General features: G+C 34.8%; 21 protein-coding genes. 17 read left to right on the top strand and 4 right to left on the bottom strand.

The window, feature by feature from the left end; translation table 11 throughout:
* Window positions 1–3: 3 nt before the first annotated feature.
* From BK054_RS05695 to BK054_RS05710, 4 genes are all read left to right on the top strand, one after another.
* Window positions 4–1,245 carry a U32 family peptidase gene (locus BK054_RS05695; RefSeq protein WP_006257856.1) on the top strand — a complete coding sequence of 414 codons (1,242 nt, stop codon included), beginning with the start codon at window positions 4–6 and terminating at the stop codon, window positions 1,243–1,245.
* The gene (locus tag BK054_RS05700) at window positions 1,245–1,475 is read left to right on the top strand and encodes a ferredoxin (RefSeq protein ID WP_006257855.1); all 231 of its coding nucleotides are present in this window, start codon (window positions 1,245–1,247) and stop codon (window positions 1,473–1,475) included. The genes BK054_RS05695 and BK054_RS05700 overlap by 1 nt, the downstream gene beginning before the upstream one ends.
* A gap of 1 nt (window position 1,476) precedes the next feature.
* Entirely contained in the window at window positions 1,477–1,833 is a 357-nt protein-coding gene (locus tag BK054_RS05705; protein ID WP_071307633.1) for an arsenate reductase family protein, read from the top strand.
* 163 nt (window positions 1,834–1,996) lie between these two features.
* Window positions 1,997–2,524 (top strand): dihydrofolate reductase family protein, encoded by a 528-nt coding sequence (locus BK054_RS05710; RefSeq protein WP_071307051.1) that lies wholly within the window; start codon window positions 1,997–1,999, stop codon window positions 2,522–2,524.
* A gap of 541 nt (window positions 2,525–3,065) precedes the next feature.
* Here BK054_RS05710 and BK054_RS05715 read toward each other — a convergent pair.
* Both BK054_RS05715 and BK054_RS05720 read right to left on the bottom strand, forming a co-directional pair.
* On the bottom strand, window positions 3,066–4,052 hold the full coding sequence (locus tag BK054_RS05715) for a transposase (protein WP_071307052.1): 987 nt from the start codon (window positions 4,050–4,052) through the stop codon (window positions 3,066–3,068).
* On the bottom strand, window positions 4,039–4,392 hold the full coding sequence (locus BK054_RS05720; protein ID WP_006262421.1) for a hypothetical protein: 354 nt from the start codon (window positions 4,390–4,392) through the stop codon (window positions 4,039–4,041). The genes BK054_RS05715 and BK054_RS05720 overlap by 14 nt, the downstream gene beginning before the upstream one ends.
* 339 nt (window positions 4,393–4,731) lie before the next feature.
* Between BK054_RS05720 and BK054_RS05725 the strand changes: the two genes are divergently transcribed.
* From BK054_RS05725 to BK054_RS05750, 6 genes are all read left to right on the top strand, one after another.
* Window positions 4,732–5,580 (top strand): YicC/YloC family endoribonuclease, encoded by an 849-nt coding sequence (locus BK054_RS05725; RefSeq protein WP_016649954.1) that lies wholly within the window; start codon window positions 4,732–4,734, stop codon window positions 5,578–5,580.
* 30 nt (window positions 5,581–5,610) lie between these two features.
* On the top strand, window positions 5,611–6,180 hold the full coding sequence (gene gmk, locus BK054_RS05730; RefSeq protein ID WP_006257851.1) for a guanylate kinase: 570 nt from the start codon (window positions 5,611–5,613) through the stop codon (window positions 6,178–6,180).
* A 10-nt stretch (window positions 6,181–6,190) separates the two neighbouring features.
* The gene (gene nadD / locus BK054_RS05735; RefSeq protein WP_006262503.1) at window positions 6,191–6,778 is read left to right on the top strand and encodes a nicotinate (nicotinamide) nucleotide adenylyltransferase; all 588 of its coding nucleotides are present in this window, start codon (window positions 6,191–6,193) and stop codon (window positions 6,776–6,778) included.
* A gap of 77 nt (window positions 6,779–6,855) precedes the next feature.
* Window positions 6,856–8,013, top strand: coding sequence for an iron-containing alcohol dehydrogenase (locus tag BK054_RS05740; RefSeq protein WP_071307053.1), 1,158 nt, complete (start codon window positions 6,856–6,858; stop codon window positions 8,011–8,013).
* Between the two features lie 329 nt (window positions 8,014–8,342).
* Window positions 8,343–9,338 (top strand): NAD(P)H-dependent glycerol-3-phosphate dehydrogenase, encoded by a 996-nt coding sequence (locus BK054_RS05745; protein ID WP_006257848.1) that lies wholly within the window; start codon window positions 8,343–8,345, stop codon window positions 9,336–9,338.
* 197 nt (window positions 9,339–9,535) lie between these two features.
* Window positions 9,536–10,516: a TerC family protein gene (locus tag BK054_RS05750; RefSeq protein ID WP_006262505.1), complete on the top strand. Its 981-nt coding sequence runs from the start codon at window positions 9,536–9,538 to the stop codon at window positions 10,514–10,516.
* Between the two features lie 75 nt (window positions 10,517–10,591).
* Here the strand turns inward: BK054_RS05750 and BK054_RS05755 are convergent, their stop codons facing one another.
* Both BK054_RS05755 and BK054_RS05760 read right to left on the bottom strand, forming a co-directional pair.
* Entirely contained in the window at window positions 10,592–11,017 is a 426-nt protein-coding gene (locus tag BK054_RS05755) for a c-type cytochrome (RefSeq protein ID WP_016649957.1), read from the bottom strand.
* A gap of 92 nt (window positions 11,018–11,109) precedes the next feature.
* Window positions 11,110–11,517: a hypothetical protein gene (locus BK054_RS05760; RefSeq protein WP_006257845.1), complete on the bottom strand. Its 408-nt coding sequence runs from the start codon at window positions 11,515–11,517 to the stop codon at window positions 11,110–11,112.
* A 252-nt stretch (window positions 11,518–11,769) separates the two neighbouring features.
* Here BK054_RS05760 and BK054_RS05765 point away from each other — a divergent pair, with 252 nt between their 5' ends.
* From BK054_RS05765 to atpB, 7 genes are all read left to right on the top strand, one after another.
* Complete coding sequence (locus tag BK054_RS05765; RefSeq protein ID WP_071307054.1) at window positions 11,770–13,245, top strand: DUF5687 family protein; 1,476 nt, start codon at window positions 11,770–11,772, stop codon at window positions 13,243–13,245.
* 1 nt (window position 13,246) lies between these two features.
* Window positions 13,247–13,942 (top strand): ABC transporter ATP-binding protein, encoded by a 696-nt coding sequence (locus BK054_RS05770; RefSeq protein WP_071307055.1) that lies wholly within the window; start codon window positions 13,247–13,249, stop codon window positions 13,940–13,942.
* A 720-nt stretch (window positions 13,943–14,662) separates the two neighbouring features.
* The gene (locus BK054_RS05775; protein WP_071307056.1) at window positions 14,663–17,314 is read left to right on the top strand and encodes a tetratricopeptide repeat protein; all 2,652 of its coding nucleotides are present in this window, start codon (window positions 14,663–14,665) and stop codon (window positions 17,312–17,314) included.
* 24 nt (window positions 17,315–17,338) lie between these two features.
* Window positions 17,339–17,734, top strand: a complete 396-nt coding sequence (locus tag BK054_RS05780) for a polymer-forming cytoskeletal protein (RefSeq protein ID WP_006262510.1) — start codon at window positions 17,339–17,341, stop codon at window positions 17,732–17,734.
* 6 nt (window positions 17,735–17,740) lie between these two features.
* Complete coding sequence (locus BK054_RS05785) at window positions 17,741–17,956, top strand: AtpZ/AtpI family protein (protein ID WP_006257840.1); 216 nt, start codon at window positions 17,741–17,743, stop codon at window positions 17,954–17,956.
* A complete protein-coding gene (locus BK054_RS05790; protein ID WP_006257839.1) occupies window positions 17,956–18,354 on the top strand; it encodes a hypothetical protein in 399 nt (132 codons plus the stop codon). Before BK054_RS05785 ends, BK054_RS05790 begins: the two co-directional genes overlap by 1 nt.
* Before the next feature lie 105 nt (window positions 18,355–18,459).
* On the top strand, window positions 18,460–19,638 hold the full coding sequence (gene atpB, locus BK054_RS05795; RefSeq protein WP_006262511.1) for a F0F1 ATP synthase subunit A: 1,179 nt from the start codon (window positions 18,460–18,462) through the stop codon (window positions 19,636–19,638).
* Window positions 19,639–19,644 lie beyond the last annotated feature (6 nt).

A 19,644-nucleotide genomic window follows, 5' to 3' on the forward strand; every position in this document is an offset into this window, starting at 1 on the left:
AATATGACAGTTTCAGGAAGAGTAGAGCTTATGGCTCCTGCAGGTAACTTCGAGTCTTTACAGGCCGCATTAGATAACGGTGCAGACTCAGTATATTTCGGAGTAGACCAGTTAAATATGCGTGCGCGTTCTACGGTGAACTTTTCTATTGATGATTTAGAAGAGATTGCGAGAAGATGTAAAGAGAAGAATGTACGTACTTATTTGACGTTAAACACTATCGTTTATGACCACGACTTATCAGTGGTGAAAACTTTATTGAATAAGGCAAAAGAGGCAGGGCTTACAGCAGTAATCGCATCTGATCAGGCAGTTATTGCATCTGCAAGAGCGATCGGGTTAGAAGTACATATCTCTACTCAACTAAATGTAACGAACATTGAGACTGTTAAGTTCTATAGCTTATTCGCTGATACTATCGTATTATCTCGTGAGCTAAGCTTGCGACAAGTAAAAAAGATCACAGAAGCTATCGAAAGAGAACAGGTGAAAGGGCCTTCTGGTAATTTGGTAGAGATAGAGATCTTCGGTCATGGAGCATTGTGTATGGCAGTATCAGGGAAGTGCTACTTAAGCCTTCACTCACATAACTCTTCTGCAAACAGAGGAGCATGCAAACAAAACTGTCGTAAAAAATACACGGTAATAGATCAAGAGAGTGGTTTTGAGATCGAGATAGACAATGAGTATATGATGTCTCCTAAGGACTTATGTACCTTAGATTTCTTAGATCAAGTGATCGATGCTGGTACTAAGGTACTGAAGATAGAGGGTAGAGGTAGAGCTCCTGAGTATGTAGCAACTGTGATTCGTACTTACCGTGAGGCTATTGATGCTATCGCTGATGGTACTTACTCTCAAGAGAAAGTAGCAGAATGGATGAAAGCTTTAGAAACGGTGTATAACCGTGGATTCTGGAGTGGATATTACTTAGGACAGAAATTGGGAGAGTGGAGTGATAACCCTGGTAGTAATGCAACTCAGAAAAAAGTGTATGTAGGTAAAGCTGCTCACTACTTCCAGAAAGCATCTATCGGAGAGTTTAAAATAGAAGCTTATGATATCAAGGTAGGAGATAAGATTCTTATCACAGGACCTAGTACGGGAGCACAAGAGTTAATCGTAGAAGAATTATTCGTCAATGAGCAGAAGGTAGAGAAAGCGACTAAAGGAGATGACTGTACTATCAAGATTCCGTTTAGAATTCGCTTATCTGATAAGCTGTATAAAATAGTAGAGGCATAATGGTCATAGTCACGCTACAACGAGATAAGTGTATCGGATGTAATTATTGTGTTGAGGTTGCTCCTCAGCAGTTTCAGATGTCTAAGAAAGATGGAAAGACTGTTTTGTTGAAATCTGTGAATAATAAAGGATTTCATACGCTTAAGTCGCCAGATTATACTATTTTAGAGGCATGTGAACAAGCAGAAAAAGTTTGTCCAGTACATATCATTACCGTAAAAGATGTATAATATGAGAAAGATATATTATTTAAGTACTTGTACAACATGTAAGCGTATCATGGCTGAGATGCCGGAATTAGATACGTTTGAACTACAAGAGATTAAGAAGAACCCTGTAATAGAGCCACAGTTAGAAGAGATGTATAAGCAAGTGGGTAGCTATGAAAAACTATTCAATAAGCGAGCTCAACTGTATAAAAGTGAAGGGTTAAAAGACAAGAATCTTCAAGAAGATGATTTTAAAAAACTTATTCTAGAGCAATATACTTTTCTAAATCGCCCAGTAATGTTTATCGACGGTAACATTTATGTTGGGAATAGTAAGAAAGTAGTCGAGGCTGCTATCGAACAAGTAAAGAATAAATAGTAAGGAAAAAGAGTCAGCATGTGCTGGCTCTTTTTTGTTATAAGGTAAACATTAATGCAATGAATTATATAAACGGTTCAGATAAGTTTTTTACCTGCTGAGGTAATTTTTTGTTTATAGGAGGATAAAAGTTTGCAATTTTGTGTTTTAAGATCAAAGATATATGAGACAGGTAGTATTATACATTTCGAGTAGTTTGGATGGTTATATCGCTAAGCCAGGGGATGACTTGAGTTTCTTGGATGCTGTACAGCGAGAAGGAGAAGATTATGGTTATACCGCTTTTGTAGAAACTATAGATACAGTCTTGATCGGTAAGCGTACGTATGACTGGGTAGTAAATCAAGGATATGGATTTCATCATGCAGATAAAGAGACGTATGTCATGACTAGACAAAATTTACCTACAGAAGGTAATGTGACTTTCTATAATGGTGATCTAAAGGAATTAGTATCTAGACTGAAATCACAGGAGGGTAAAGATATATTCTGCGATGGTGGAGCACAGTTAGTCAACAGATTATTGAAGGATAGACTCATAGATAAGATCGTAATATCTGTTATCCCTGTATTATTAGGTGAAGGTACTAGACTATTTGATATCGGTATACCAGAGTCTAAGTTAAAGTTAGAGAATACAAAGTCTTTTGAATCAGGATTAGTACAATTATGTTATAGCCTAATCAAGTAGTTTATGAATTGTTCTTTTGCTGATTGACTTCCATTAAAATAAGTTTGTTAGTATTTTTAAGTATGTTTTTTACACACGCAAACATCTGTATATCTGTTGATTAAATTCTTTTTTTAAAAAATATTCTTTTTTTGATGTGACCAAATGCGATGCTTGTTGTCTTAATATCGAAGACGAAAGGGAAGAATTGCTATTAATTCCTTTATAAAAAGAAAAGAAAAAGTTTTAAGTGTTTGGGGGTTAAATTAAAACAGAAGAGTTAAGGTTAGGTTGTTTTAGTAAAAAATTTAATTCACATAGTTTCATCGCGACTTTTACTATTGCTGACTTTGTAGATTGTGGTGGTCTAAATAAGGACTTAGAAGGCATAGTTCATAGTTATGGTTGTTTTGGTTATCTCCTATTCTAGGCGATGGAACGAACAAATAATAGGAGTATAAAACACAAAAGAGAGCTATATGGCTCTCTTTTTTTATGTATTTCTGTTATTTCTTATTAGCCTGTTTAAGAGTTTTATAGGATCAGTGACAAAAGTTGGGGACTAGGCAAAAAGTCTAGTTAATCTAAAAAGGAAAAACTTCTTATCTCTAACACCTCTATACATCATACGGAAATATTTAATTTTGGCATTAAATGATTCCGCAGAAGCATTTGTACTTCTATTAATAAAGTAATTGATGATTTCGTTATAGTGTACATTAAACGTCTTTAAAACAGTACTAAAGTGTTTAAGTGAAGCTTTTTCAATATCATTAAACCAATGAGCAAGCTTAGTCATAGCTATTTCTTTATCTATTTGTAGATTATATATCTGTCTAAGGTTATTAGCAAGTAGATAGGCTTGTTTGATCTCTGGGTATAATTCAAATAGTACCTTAGCTCTTTCTTGTTGATCAGATGTCCAATTAATTTGGTTTTTATAAAGTAGAGAACGTGAGCGAACTAAAAGTTGCTTCTTAGTATCCCCATTAGTAAGTATTTCAGGATTATATATAACGCCTTCTTCCTTAGCCTTTAAAACAGCAGTGTTCTCAGCGTCAAGCTCAGCCCATCTATATTTTATTCTAATATCTTGTACAGCTTCACTTACAAGCTTTTGTACATGAAAACGATCAATTACTTGCACAGCTTTAGGGAAGCACTTCTTAGCTATCTGTTTCATAGCCCCTGCCATATCTAAAGTAATCTCGGTAACTTTATCTCTAAGTTTTTTAGGTAGTTTAGATAGATGCTTTATTACAGTATCTGATTTTGTTCCTTTAACTATCGCTACAATGGTCTTTTTCTGACCTTTACCTGCTTTAGAAGTCAGTATAGTGTACAATTCTCCCATAGATAAACATACTTCATCTATGGAGAGTTGTTCAGTTATATTTTCTGGGTAGAGTAGCCAGTCTTGTGCATGTTCTTGTTGATCCCATTGTTTGAAACCACTAGTTTTATGTTTGTATTGGCGTTGAAACTTTTCACCTTTAACTCCAAATAATTCACCAATAGCTTTACAGCTAAGTACTTTAGTATCGGCCAATTTTTTTTAAGAACTCCGAGAACTCTGTAGTCATTCGTGTTCCTTCTGCGATGATATTCCAATCACGTGATATAATTTCTCCTGTTTGTTTATCTGTCCAACGACGACGTTGTACGTGTAGTTTAACTGATTTACCTCGTAACGGGAAGTCTTCAATAGTAATCATACTATGGAAACCTTTAGAAATAAGCTGTCTTTCAGTACATTGATTTGCGTAATCATTCTTCTCTTCAAAGTAGATATGTAGTTTGGTCTCTAATTCTTCTACTTTAGTAATATTGAAGTGTTCTACTAAGTAAGTAGGTAAGATTAGTTTTAGTATTTCTTGGCTATCCATCATAAGGCAAAGATATTATTTTACACTTTCCTCCCCAACTTTTAACGTTGATCCGTTTTATATCAATTAAGTATTAAGACAAAAAGTATAGAAGCTATTATTAGTGTTTTACAGGTTCTGTTTATTTATAATTTATGTTTTATTGTTTTGGGTATGAATGTGTTTATTACTATAAGAGGTTTTATTTGGAGTTATAGAAGATAAACAGCTGCATTATCATGGGCATCTTGACTTAGAGATAATCTATAATCTTATTAAGCAGTATTTTGTGCTATTTATAAGTCAGTTAGTAATGATTTTGTTACCTTTGTAGCTATTATTTTTTAATATATGATACAATCGATGACAGGATTTGGTAAGGCATGTTTGCAATTACCAACAAAGAAAATCACAGTAGAAGTAAAATCGCTTAATAGCAAAAGCTTAGATCTAAATGTTAGATTGCCTTTGATGTATAGAGAGAAAGAACTACCTCTTCGTAACCTTGTTGCACAAGAATTAGAGCGTGGTAAAGTAGACTTCTCATTATATAGTGAGATTACAGCAGAAGAAACTTCTAATAAGATTAATGGCCCTATCGTGATGGCATATATTGATCAAATGAAGGAGATTATCCCTGATGCAGATGCTACAGAGCTTATGAAGATGGCTGTGCGTATGCCTGATGCATTAAAAGTAGAGCGTGCTGAGCTAGATGAGAATGAGTGGAAAGAGATAGAAAAGGTTATCACTGAGGCTATCGCTAATATGAAGGAATTCCGAGCTAGTGAAGGAGCTTCATTAGAACAAGACTTCAGACTGCGTATCGGTAACATCCGCAAGTATATGGATGAGGTATCGGTATTAGACAAAGAGCGTATCGTGACTGTAAAAGAAAGATTGCGTGCGAACTTAGTAGAACTTCAGTTAAATATCGATGAGAATAGATATGAGCAAGAGGTGATCTACTATCTAGAGAAGATGGACATCACAGAAGAAAAAGTACGTCTGAGCAAACACTTAGATTACTTTATCGAAACACTTGAAGGAGCTGAGGCTAATGGTCGTAAACTTGGGTTTATCGGTCAAGAGATGGGACGTGAGATTAATACTATGGGATCTAAATCTAACCACGCTGAGATGCAGAAGATAGTGGTAAAGATGAAAGATGAATTAGAGAAAATAAAAGAGCAAGTACTAAACGTACTTTAGGTTATATATACAACACGACAGAATATTATTATGCAAAGAGGTAAGTTAATCGTTTTCTCTGCTCCATCTGGTTCAGGTAAAACTACAATAGTAAGACATTTATTAGAGCAAGAAGATCTGAACCTAGCGTTCTCTATCTCTTGTACATCTCGTGAACCAAGAGGTGAAGAGGTGAATGGTAAAGATTACTATTTTATTTCTCTTGAAGAGTTTAAACAAAACATAAAAGGAGAGAAGTTCTTAGAATGGGAAGAGGTATATAGAGATAACTTCTATGGTACACTTAGTAGTGAAGTAGAGCGTCTGTGGGCAGAAGGTAAGAATGTAATATTCGATATCGATGTAGCAGGAGGTCTTCGTATTAAGCGTAAATTCCCAGATGAGACTTTAGCTGTATTTGTGAAACCACCTAGTATAGATGAATTGAAGATTCGTCTTAAAAAGCGTTCTACAGAGAGTGAAGATAAGATCAATATGCGTATTGCTAAAGCTTCAGTAGAGTTGGCTACGGCTCCTCAGTTTGATATGATTATTAAGAATTACGACTTAGATACAGCGAAGAATGAGGCTGTAGAGTTAGTAAAGAACTTTATAAAGTAAGAAGATAAGTATGAAGGTAGGGTTGTATTTTGGAACATTTAATCCTATTCATATCGGTCATTTAGTTATTGCTAACCATATGGTGCAGTACACGGACCTAGATGAAGTATGGATGGTGGTAACCCCTCATAGTCCTTTAAAGAAAAAGAAAGGTCTATTAGAGGATTTTCATAGGATACATATGGTTAATTTGGCTACGGCTGATTATGATTATATCAAGCCTTCTGACGTAGAGTTTAATTTGCCACAACCTAATTATACCGTGAATACGATGGCGCATCTACATGAGCGATATCCTAAACACGAGTTTAGTTTATTAATGGGACAAGACAATCTAGATAGTCTACCTAAGTGGAAGAACTACGAGGTGCTATTAGAACGTTACCCTATCTATGTATATCCTCGTATATTCAGTGGCAAAGAGGAGACTAATCCTCTTCTAGATCATCCTAATATACACCTAGTAGAGAATGCTCCAATCATGGAGATATCTGCTACGTTTATTAGAGACTCCATTAAAGAGGGTAAGAATATTATGCCTCTACTTGATAAAGAAGTGTGGAAGTATATAGACCACAACTTGTTTTATAAGAAATAATTAAATAGAATTTAATACTATAAAAGGAATGCAAATGCATTCCTTTTTTTAATTTTATAAGATAAAAGAAAGTAGTTATGTTGAATTTTGAATTATATAACCCTACTCGTTTATTGTACGGGAAAGGACAGATAGGTGAGATAGCTAATCTAATCGATAAAAAAAGTAAAGTACTAGTCGTATACGGTGGAGGTAGTATTAAGAAGAATGGTGTTTATGATCAAGTGATAAAGGCTTTAGAAGGGTATGAAGTAGTTGAGTTTTCGGGAGTAGAACCTAATCCTCGATATGAAACATTAGTGAAAGCTGTTGATCTGATTAAGAAAGAAAAGGTAGACTTTATCTTAGGTGTAGGAGGAGGAAGTGTGATAGATGGGGTTAAGTTTATATCTGCAGCTGTGTACTATGAAGGAGATACTATAGATATTATTCAGAAAAAACTAAATGTAAACTGGAAGGCTATGCCTTATGGTGCAATACTGACGTTGCCTGCTACAGGTAGTGAGATGAACTGTGGTGCTGTGGTAACGATAGAGGCTACACAAGAGAAATTATCATTCTCAGGAGAGGTATTATATCCTGTGTTCTCTGTATGTGATCCTACTGTGATTGCTTCTTTGCCTGAGAAGCAGATTGCTAATGGTATAACAGATGCTTTCGTCCATGTGTTAGAACAGTACCTTACTTTCCCTCAAGGTGCACCTTTACAAGATAGGTTTGCGGAGAGTATCCTACAGACCTTAATAGAAATAGCCCCTAAGATACTAAAGGATCCTACTGATTATGATGCGGCGATGAACTATATGTGGTGCTGTACGATGGCTCTAAATGGGTTAATATCAAAAGGAGTAAAAGAAGATTGGGTGACACATGCTATTGGTCATGAATTAACTGTGTTATATGGTATAGATCACGGACGTACATTAGCTATTATTGGCCCTAATCTATATAGTGTGATGTTCGATACGAAGAAAGAGAAATTAGCGCAGTTCGGTAGACGAGTATTTACTCTAGAAGGGAGTGATGATGAGGTAGCTAGACTGGCTATAGAGCGTATGATAGCGTTCTTTCATTCTCTAGGAGTTGCTACTAAACTGAGTGATTATACTGAAGAAGGAGAGAAGGCTGTAGAGTGGATTGCTGAACGATTTAATGAAAGAGGATGGCTAGCAATGGGAGAAAATAAAAATATAACAATTGACAAAGTAAGAGAAATAGTCAAACTAAGTTTATAATTCTATAGAGAAGCACATTTACTGTAATGGTGAATGTGCTTTTGTTTTTTTATGTTTAAAGGAGTTGATAATTAGCAGTATATCTTATATACTGTTAATTTAATCTAAAATCGGTCACGGAATGTGAAGGTATATGCTTTGTTTTTAATTAAACTAAAATGCGAATATGTAAATAAAAGTGTTTTTTATCGGCTTGTTTCTGAGTTAAACTTAGATTTATTTCAATATTTGTTGAATAAATGATGTGTTTTTTCAGCTTAAGCTATTGTTGTTCTAATTGTTTGCAATGTGTTTTTTACTTACTTTTGACCAACTAATAAATTTAGTGTATGAATGAATATCCGAAAATTGCAGTTATAGGTGGTGGGAGCTGGGCTACTGCTATAGTAAAAATGTTGAGCGAAAACCTAACTGAGATTGCTTGGTATATGCGTAACGAATCTGCATTAGAAGAGATAAAAGTTAATTATCACAATCCTAATTACCTAAGTTCTGTAGAATTTGATGTAGAACAATTAAGGTTGACGAATGATATAAACAAAGCAATCTCTTATGCGGATTATGTAATCTTCGCTATTCCGTCTGCGTTCTTGTCACAGGAGATGAGTAGATTACATGTTAGCCTAGAAGGGAAAGTTATCGTATCTGCGATTAAAGGGATTATCCCTGAGACGAGTCTTATCGTAGGAGAACACTTCCATCAAACTTATAATGTACCATACGAGAACATTGCAGTAATCACTGGTCCATGTCATGCTGAAGAGGTGGCTCTAGAACGCCTATCTTATTTAACGATTGCTTGTCAAACAGAAGAGTATGCTAAGACAATATCTAACTGTGTAAGCAGTCATTATATCAAAGCGAAAACAACGGATGATATTATCGGTACAGAGTATGCAGCAGTATTAAAGAATATCTATGCTGTAGCATGTGGTATCGCTCATGGTCTTGGCTATGGAGATAACTTCCAAGCTCTACTGATGAGTAATGCTATCCGTGAGATGAAGAAGTTCATTAAGAAAGTGCATAGAATGAAACGTAATATTAATAACTCTGCCTATTTAGGAGATTTATTAGTAACAGGATATTCTCTGTTCTCTCGTAACCGTATGTTTGGTAATATGATAGGTAAGGGATATACTGTAAAGTCAGCTCAAATGGAAATGAATATGATCGCAGAAGGGTACTATGCTTCTAAGAGTGCTTATGAACTAAATAAGCAATATGGTGCTAAGACTCCGATAATCAATGCAGTATATGATATTTTATACAATGGAAAGGATCCTAAAAAGGTATTCAGAAAACTTACTGAGAAATTAGATTAAAAAAATATAGATTTAGCCGTGTTTAGGTTTTATTCTAAAAATATAAAATAACTTGTTGTTTTTCAATAAGTTATTTTTTTTAGCTGTAATTTTGAGATACAAAAGTTTGTTTGTAATTTGTTGATTTAATGTTAGTTAAGGAGTGTTCTCTTGGGGGAGATTATTCCATTTAGTTTTGTCAAGTAAAAAATTAAAAGATGGATCATTTAATCAATCACCCTGCTTTATTAGGGGTATTTGGAGTAGTCGTTATTATCATGCTACTTTTAGACTTAGGAGTATTTAATAAACACAGTCACACTGTATCAACAAAAGAAGCACTGATCTGGACAGCTGTGTGGATAGGCTTAGCAATGTGTTTTAGTGGAGTTATTTATTATTACCTCGACTTCGAAAACTTTGCAAGGTTTCAATCAGCTTATTGGATAGAGAAAGCACTATCAGTAGATAATCTATTTGTATTTATACTAGTGTTCACCTTTTTTAAGGTTCCAAAAGAGTTACACCACAGAGTGTTATTCTGGGGGATTTTAGGAGCTTTAGTCTTTAGAGCTATCTTCATTTTTGCGGGTGTAGAGATTATTAATCATACATATCTACCTGCGATGGAAGTATTTGGTAGAACAGTAGAGATTAATGTGGTATTGACCATATTTGGTATCTTCTTGTTGATTTCGGGTATTAAGTCTTGGTTTGCAAAAGAGGAACACGATGAGAATGAAGACTTATCTAAGAATTTTGCTGTACGTATGGTGCATAAGTTCTTTAAGGTAAGTGATGAGTATGATGGAGAGAAGTTCTTTACAGTTAAGAATGGAGTGCGTATGGTGACGCCATTATTCGTAGCATTAATGGTGATAGAGTTCACAGACGTGATCTTTGCAGTAGATAGTATACCTGCTATTTTTGCTATCGCACCAGATGATCCATTTATCTTATATACATCTAATATCTTTGCGATCTTAGGATTGAGATCATTATACTTCTTATTAGCTAACTTTATGGATAGGTTCTCTAAGTTAAAATATGGTTTAGCTATTATCTTATCTTTTATTGGAATCAAGATGATAGTATCTCCATTCTACCATGTAGAATCATTAGTGTCATTAAGTATTATAGGAGGTGTATTAGTATTATCAGTGGTAGCATCATTTATGTTTCCTCCTAAAAAGGATTAATAAAAGTATATCAAATATATAATAAGAAAGCCCTTCTAACAGAAGGGCTTTCTTATATCTTATCAATAGTGACATCTATAGTTTTAAAGACTGTGAAGGTTTAGCAGTACCTCTATGACACATAGCACATGATACTACATCGATGGTCTCTGGTTTCGGGTGATTCTGCCAATTAAAGTTCTCAGCATTGATCTTTTGAGTCATTGTGATCATGTGTCGAGCGAACTCTTTTTCTTTTTTTGTATCTGCAGCGAAGTCTAGTTTATCTGTTCCTTCTACTGTAGTGTGACAGTATCCACATTTCACTCCTAATGCATCATTATAGCCTCTCATTAGTCCTTTAAGGCTGTCATTAGAAATATCTTTTGGCAATACCTTTAAGTTTTTCCATTCTATGTCTCCTGCTTTACTTTCTGTTACAAGTGTTGACGAGCTAAAAGCAAATAATGTTACTAATACCCCCAAACAGCATAAAATGCTCAATACGTTTTTAATTTTCATAATCATCTATTTTTTAAGTTGTGCTTACCAAATTAAGCAAACTAACATTTGGATTGATTATAAATTAAGGTATTGATAGATAGGAGAATAAATTATTTTGCTAATATTCCTTTTTTAGTAGTAAATGGCAATGTCTGTAAATGTGCATCTCCTAGAGAGTCCTGAATGAAGGTATATGTCTTGTCGTATAATTTTCCTCCTTGGAAGAAAGTAAGCATAAATGAATTACTCAGTTTAAAAACAGATTCATCTAACAATTCTATTTTTACACTTTCTTTTGGAGCAAGAGATTTGAATGCATGTCTAAATACTCCTGTACCTCTTACTTCACCATCTATCTCACCTATCGCTTGTGATACTACTAGGATAGCTTCCATTTCTTGATCTGAGTTATTGAATAGATATGCGTACCAAGAGTCTGCTAAGAATTCTTCGTTATATTCTTTTATGATTGCAATCTCTATATCTTTTACTACTGGAATCTCTATGTCTTTTTTCATTGTATTAATATTTTGGGCAAAGATAAATGATTTTGTCCTAAATATCGTAGTGATTGAAGTGAGGCAGAGTTGGTTTGATATTGTGGTATAAATAAGTGGTTAAGTGTTAATTTTTAGGTTAATTATAGTTTTTGTGCTGATGTGTTTCTGTTTTTATTTTAGTAATAAAGTGGTTAATTTAAAATAATGCTGTTTTAGTTGTAACGAAATACCTAAATAGAGTACTAATTGTTATAATAAATATTTGTAGCAATGCGTAAGTTGTTTGTTTTTTTAGAAAAGAAAAGATTGTCTCGAAGCAATGATAAGACCATGAATACGATATTGGTTGTCTTTAAGTGGATAGCGATAGTGTATTTTGGTTTACTGTTTTTGGTAATGGGGATGAGTGGTTTCTTTATTATCGAAGATATGAATCTAGGTATGGGATCACCTATACAGGTGATTAGCAGATTTTGGATGTATTATATGGTGATGGAGATGTTTATGAGGTTTACCCTTCAGAAGTTGCCTACTGCTACTATAAAACCGTTGCTCGTACTGCCTTTTCCTAAGATTAAGATCGTGAACTTCTATATAGGAAGTTCTTTCATCAGTGCGTTTAACTTTATTCAGTTACTATTTATTCTTCCATTTGCGATAGTTAGTATGGTACAGGGATATTCTGTTTTAGGAGTAATTGCTTGGATGATAGCAGTCTATTTATGTGTGTGTACGATGCACTTTGTCAATATACTGATAGAGTCATATAAATCTGTTTTTATAGCTGTTATAGTAGTATTCGGATTATTAGCCGCGATTCAGTATTACCAATTATTTGACAGTACTTTATACACACAGCACTTACTGTATAGTGTGTATGAATATCCTGCATTAGTACTTGTCTACGGTGGAGTGTTGTGGTTAGCTATTAAGATGACCGTGCGTTACTACGTTAAGAATATGTATATGGATGATCTGCTAAAGGTCAAAGTAGAAGTAGCTACTACACGTGAGATGAAATGTTTAGACGGATTTGGGACGTATGCTTCTTTTCTTAAGAATGATTTGCGATTGATTACTCGAAATAAACGAGCACGTACTACGGTGCTTATGAGCGTATTATTTATGTTCTACGGTTTCCTTATACTTCGTCCAACAGAAATGGGAGGGTATCCGACCTTTATGTTAATCTTCGTTGCCTTCTTTGTATCAGGTGGTTTCCTAATGATGTTTGGACAGTATGTGCCTAGTTGGGATTCTTCTTATTACTCTTTTATGATGACTCAGAATATCACGTATAAGAATTATTTAAAGTCTAAATGGTTAATTATTGCGTTGGGAACTGGCGTGTCTATGTTGGCGGCGGTATTGTATATCTGGACGAGTATGGATCTAGTGTATTTAATCATTGCGAATGGAGTGTTTAATATTGGTATCAATGGTTATATCGTATTATGGGGAGGTGCTTATCTAAAAAGCCCTGTCGACTTAACAGCGAATAAGAATGTATTTGCAGATAAGAATGCATTTAACCTTAGGGTGATGCTGATCTCGCTACCTAAGCTCTTTTTGCCTATTCTAATCTATTATATCGGGTTTTGGGTATATGGTTTTTGGGGAGGATTTACCTTGTTAACCGGAATAGGGATCATAGGAATGTTCTTCCAAAATCAGGCGTTTAAGTACATAGAGAAAATTTATAAACAAGAAAAATATAGCACAATAGAGGCTTTTAAATCTAAGTAATATGATAGTAGTAAATAATTTAGTAAAGTCTTATGGTCAACAGACTGTTTTAAAAATACCTAGTTTAGAAATAACAAAAGGACAAAGTGTTGGATTAGTTGGGAATAATGGTGCTGGTAAAACGACCTTTTTCAGCCTTCTGCTAGATTTAATAAAACCTACTCAAGGAAATATTTCTAATAAAGGGAATGTAGTTAATGAAAATGAAGAATGGAAAAAGTATACAGGATCATTCTTTGATGATTCTTTCTTAATCGGGTATTTGACACCTGAAGAATATTTTTATTTCGTTGGAGAACTGAGAGGGATGTCTCGTACTGATATAGAGAGTTTTCTAAATGAATATGTAAGTTTCTTCAATGGAGAAGTGCTGAATCAACGTAAATATTTGCGTGATTTCTCTAAGGGAAATCAAAAGAAGGTAGGTATTATAGCGGCCTTTATGGGAAAACCTGAGTTAGTTATCTTAGACGAACCGTTTGCTAATCTGGATCCGACTACACAGTTGAGATTAAAAGAATTGGTAAAACAAAAAATGAAAGATAGAGAGATCACGATTATTATATCGAGTCATGATCTTCAACATACTTATGAGGTGTCTGATCGAGTGATCGCCTTAGAAAAAGGACAAATCATGAAAGATGTCTTGACGCAGGATATCACATTTGATGCATTAGAAGAGTTCTTTCAGGTATGATAGAATGCATTTCTTTTTCATTTCAGTTTGATTACAATGGCTTTATGCATGATGGTATAATGAGATTGTTTTAGATTGAGGGGATTAGGTTAAAATAAAGATAGAAATATTAATAGATGAGCTTCGATTTCGTTATGGATGAATAAGAGGAGAGCGTTTCGCTTGCACTTCTTAGGGGATTGCTAGGAGTTTTCTAGGGGTTTTCTTGCCTAGAAGGTGCTTTTCTCGAAGAAAGGTGCAAGAAACCCTCAAGGAATCCCCTAGTAAATCAGTATCAAAATACCTTTGGTTTATAAATAGACAGTGATAAAGACTAGATTTAGTTTGAGATTTTTTTGCTTATTGTGTGAATTCAAAAAACTCATTATTAATCGAACGAAAAAGGAGAATATTACTTAATTGGTTAGTTAGCGGGACTCTAGTGAATCTATTTTGCTAGAGTTTTGTGTTTATAGTTATTGCCTAAGATTCCCAAGAAGTAGAATAATAGAAAATATAGGATATTGTGAATGTTTTAGTGATATGTGGTTAGATTTCTATAGGATGCTATAAATTGACTGAGATATTGCGATAAGTAGTGTAAATTACTTTTATAGGTTTTGTTTCTGTAGAACTTTAAAAACTTTTAAAATACTGTAGAAGTATTACTAAAAGTAATGTATTTTTACGTTTTGTTATATACTAAAATAGTGAATTTGTAGTTTTTAAGTAAAGCTCATTGTGTTGAATACTCGTTTTAAATATCTGATTTTTTTAGTTTTACTTCTTTTGGGAGCGGCTTGTTCTGTAAAGAAAGATAAGTTATTGAATAGAGGGTATCACGCGATGACTACTCGGTATAATATTCTATATAACGGAGAATTGGCTTATGATGAGGCTTTAATTTCTTTAAAAAAGGATTATTATGATGACTTTTGGGAGATACTTCCTGTAGAGCGTATCGACATTAAGATAGACTCTACACGTGAGTTCGAGAGAGGTAGGTCACTAGAGTCTAAAAAAGGATCTATTCTAGACAATGTGCAAGTAGATGGAGCCAATGTTACAGGTGAAGAAGAACAGGGAGAGGTAGGATTTAGACGAGCTGAAGATAAAGCAGCTAAGGCCATTCAGAAACACTCTATGTACATAAAAGGGCGTGAGCGCAACTTCCAGATTGATGATGCTTATCTGATGTTAGGACAGGCTAGGTACTATGACGGACGTTTTGTACCAGCACTAGAGGCTTTTAATTATATTCTGTATAAGTACCCAGACGGGAGCTTAATAAATGATGCAATCATCTGGCGTGAGAAATCTAATGTGCGCCTTACTTATGATGATATTGCAATTAAAAATTTAAATGAATTTCTTCGAGATAAAAAAGATAAACTAAGGAAGCAACAGGTGGCAGATGCGAATGCTACGCTTACTCAGGCTTATATCAATATAGAGGAATATGCTTCTGCTATACCGCCTCTAAAGATAGCTATAGAACACACTAAGGATAAGGAGGAGTATGCACGTTATACTTTTATCCTTGGACAGCTATATGCTAAGTTAGGCAAGGAGACGGAAGCGAATGAGGCATTCGGTATCGTAATCGATATGAATCGAAAGAGCCCTCGATCTTATGTGATACAGTCTCATGCGCAGCAGTTTGGTCTGAAGCCTACTCAGGCTAAAGATTCGGTAGCGTTCTTAAAGAAGTATAAAAGATTAATTAGAGATAGAGAGAACAGAGATTACTTAGATGTATTACATCGTCAGGTAGGGCTGTTCTATGAAGGTAGTGGCAATACAAAAGAGGCATTAAAATCGCTAAAAAGAGCTGTTAAGTTAAGTAAAGGTGATAAGCAGTTAAAGTCTAAAAACTACTTGAGTATAGCCGAAATTTACTTTAATGAAGCTGGTTATGCGTTGGCAGGTCAGTATTATGACAGTGTGTTGTCTATTATGCCTGCTAAGGCTAAGGAGCGCTTTAGAATAGCCAAGAGACGTGATGCATTAAGAGATGTGGTGAAATATGAAAGAGTAGCTCATGTCAATGATAGTGTACTTCGATTAGTAGCGATGAGTGATGATCAGCGGATAGCTTATTTTCAGAAGTATGTAGATGATCTTAGAAAAGAAGACTTTAGAAAGCTACAGGCAACACTTAAAAAACAAAGAGGAGGAAATCAGAATTATTTTAATATGGCAACTTTCGGGGAGGCTATAGATGTTGCTTTTGGTACAAATAATCAGCAGACAGGAGGTAGTTCTACATTCTACTTCTACTCAACTCAAGCAGCTGCCTTTGGAAAGACAGAGTTTAGAAGAAAATGGGGGAATAGACCTTCTGTAGATAACTGGAGATGGGCGGCTGATATACAAGAAGCGCAGAATAATGCTGCGGCAGAGGAACAAGTAGCTGAGAATGCAAATCAAAATAATAGCACAGAGCAGTTTAATGATACGAGGTATGATATCAATAGCTATATTTCTAAGATTCCAACAGATGAAAAAGAGATAGCGTCTATCAAGAAAGATAGAGACTTTGCTTATTTCCAACTGGGCTCTATGTATGCAGATCGATTTAAGAAATATGATTTGGCTAGTCAGAGATTAGAGACGTTATTGACCTTTGATCCTACAGAGAGATTAATCTTACCAAGTATGTATAAGCTTTACAAGATTTATCAAGAAATAGATATGGCAAAAGCTATAGCTATGAAGGATAGAATTATCAGTCAATATCCTAATTCTAGATACGCTAAGTTATTGCAGAATATGTCAATGGATAAAATCGATGACTTATCACCAGAACAGATTTATGCGCAGGCGTATAAGGTGTATGCTGATGGGACGGACTATAACAATGCACTGCGAACTATAGATCGCGCCTTAGAGCGATTCGATGATGAAGGGTATGTGAGTAAACTGGAGTTGTTAAAAGCACATGTGATTGGTCGATTGAAGGGAATCGAGTCATATAAAGAAGCATTGAATTTTGTGGCTCTGACCTATAGCTCTTCTCGTGAAGGAAGAGAAGCAGAGGAGTTGTTAAAGACAACGATTCCGATGTTAGAAGCTAGAGAATTTTCTACAGGGGAATCAAATAATTGGAAAGTAGTGTTACTAGTTCAGGACAAAGAGTCGAGTAGTAATCAGTTGATAAGCCGTAGATTTATACAGTTTGCAACTGCTAATAGTAGTAAGGGAATAAAGTATTCTGAAGACCCGTATATCGGTGTTGGAGAATTCTTTGTATTACATGGATTTAAGAATAAGGAGGATGCAGTCTATGCAGCAAGAAGTGTGGATAGTAATGCTGTCACTATAAGTACTGATAACTACGTAATCGTTCAGATAAAGAAAAATTGGGAGAAATATATTGCTCCATCAGAATAAGGTTGAAGAAAAAAAGTAAAAATTATGTTCCAAAAAACGAAGAATGACGGGTCTATAGATCATTTAGGTAAAACAAATAGAATTATTGAGGCTACAATAATTAAAGGAGATATTGAAGCAGTGACGGATTTGCGTTTAGATGGTGTCTTACACGGTAATCTAAAAGTAAAAGGAAGAGTGGTTGTAGGGCCTCAAGCCCAAATCATCGGAAATGTGGAGTGTGAAAATGCTGATATAGAGGGCCTAGTAGAGGGTGTTCTGAAGGTGAAAGATTTACTACATATCAAGGAGACTGCAGATGTAAAGGGAGACTTATTAGTAGGAAGACTTTCGGTTGTACCAGGAGCTAAAATTCAAGTGAAATGCGATATGGCTATAGCAGGAAACGGAGAACAAGGTTCAGGTAAGAAAGGAAAATAAGTAGGAGTGAAAAAAAATTCAGGGCCAAACCGTTGGTTAAGTTTAATTAATATCCCTATTCAGATGGGGGTAACTATTTACTTGTTTCACTTGTTAGGTACTTGGTTAGATGATAAATATAATTTAGTTGACGGATTAGCAAATAAAATTTGTACGTTAATTGGAGTAGGATTAGCTTTGTACCAAGTTATAAAACAAGTAAATCAATTAAATAAAGATTAATGGATAAGGAAACAGTAAGTTTAAGTTTAAAACTTTTTGGGGTTTTAGCAGTTATATTTGCAATTCATTTTGCACTTTTCACATATACTGATTTTGGTCAGTCATTTGTAGAATTAGGTTATTCATTAGCGGGTTTTTATGGCTTTGAATTTATTTTTTCTATAGGAATGTTATTTGCTATGCAAGGAATAAAAACAAGTATGCCTAATAGCTTAGGATACGTGTTTTTAGGCTTTATTACAGTTCGATTATTGGCTAGTTACCTATTCGTAAGAGAAGGATTAGACAGCGAGAATGTAGATGAACTATTTAAGTATAATTTTCTGTTAGTTGTCTTGATTTATCTAGGCGGGGATGCATTTATTGCATATCGTATTTTAAATAAGAAGGTTAGTTAACAAAAAGATAATAAAAAAAAGTTTCGCAAGAAAGTATGAAAGTCTAAGATTTATTGTACTTTTGCACAAAATTTTAAGAACCATAAATATTCAAGAAGTTAAGGTATGGTGACTCTGAAGAAATCACTGAATTTATTAGCAGCTGTAATTTTTACAGCATCGTCGGTATTTTCGTACGCACAAAGTAATGCTCAGAAGCTTGAAGAATCTATTCAAGAAACAGAGCAGTCAATTGAAGAAACAATCGCTGCTGTAGAAGGTACAGAGCATGTAGAAGGAGAGAAAACACAAGCTGAAAAAGTGCAAGATCACATCACGCACCACTTAGCAGATGATTACTCTTTCATATTCTTCTCAGACGAGGCTACTGGTAAACACTACGGGTTTCCACTGCCAGTTATTTTAATAGACAATGGTCTTAAAGTATTTATGTCATCAGAATTTGACTACGGTAACAAAGTAGTTGAAAAAGATGGACAACACTACAAGTTATATCACAGTAAGATATACAAAACTGATGCAGCTGGTACTATCGAGTACGATGCTGAACATCATCCTACAAATGAAAAGCCATTAGATTTTTCTATCACTAAAAATGTGGCTTCATTATTATTTACTACAGTATTAATCTTCCTTATGTTCTTAAGCTTGGCTAAGACATACAAAAAAGGACCGAACAACTTGCCTAAAGGTTTTGCAAGAGCTTTAGAACCAATGGTGCTTTATGTTCGTGATGAGATGGCTATTCCAAATATCGGAAAGGACAAATACAAAAAGTTCATGCCATACTTACTGTCAGTATTCTTTTTAATTTTCTTATTGAACTTATTAGGATTGACTCCACTAGGATTCAACGTTACAGGAAGTATTTCGGTAACTGCGTGTTTGGCAATCTTTACATTCATAATTACACAGTTCTCTGCTAACAAAGATTATTGGAAGCACATGTTCTGGATGCCAGGTGTACCAGCACCAATGAAATTAATGTTAGCACCTATCGAAGTATTAGGAGCATTAATTAAGCCATTCTCATTGATGGTTCGTTTATTCGCTAACATTACAGCAGGTCACTCAGTAGTATTTGGACTTATCGCTATTATCTTCGTGATGAAAGAAGCTTTAGGTACTGCTGGAGCAGTAGGGATAGGATTCTTCTTATCAACGTTCTTAGTTGTATTAGAGATCTTAGTAGCGTTCTTACAAGCGTTCATCTTTACAATGTTATCTTCATTGTTTATCGGAATGGCTGTTGCAGAGCACGAACATGATGAGGCTCATCATTAATAGAAT

Origin of the sequence: Myroides sp. ZB35, from assembly GCF_001865835.1 — a bacterium.
In the GTDB taxonomy this organism is placed as follows: Bacteria; Bacteroidota; Bacteroidia; order Flavobacteriales; family Flavobacteriaceae; genus Flavobacterium; species Flavobacterium odoratimimum.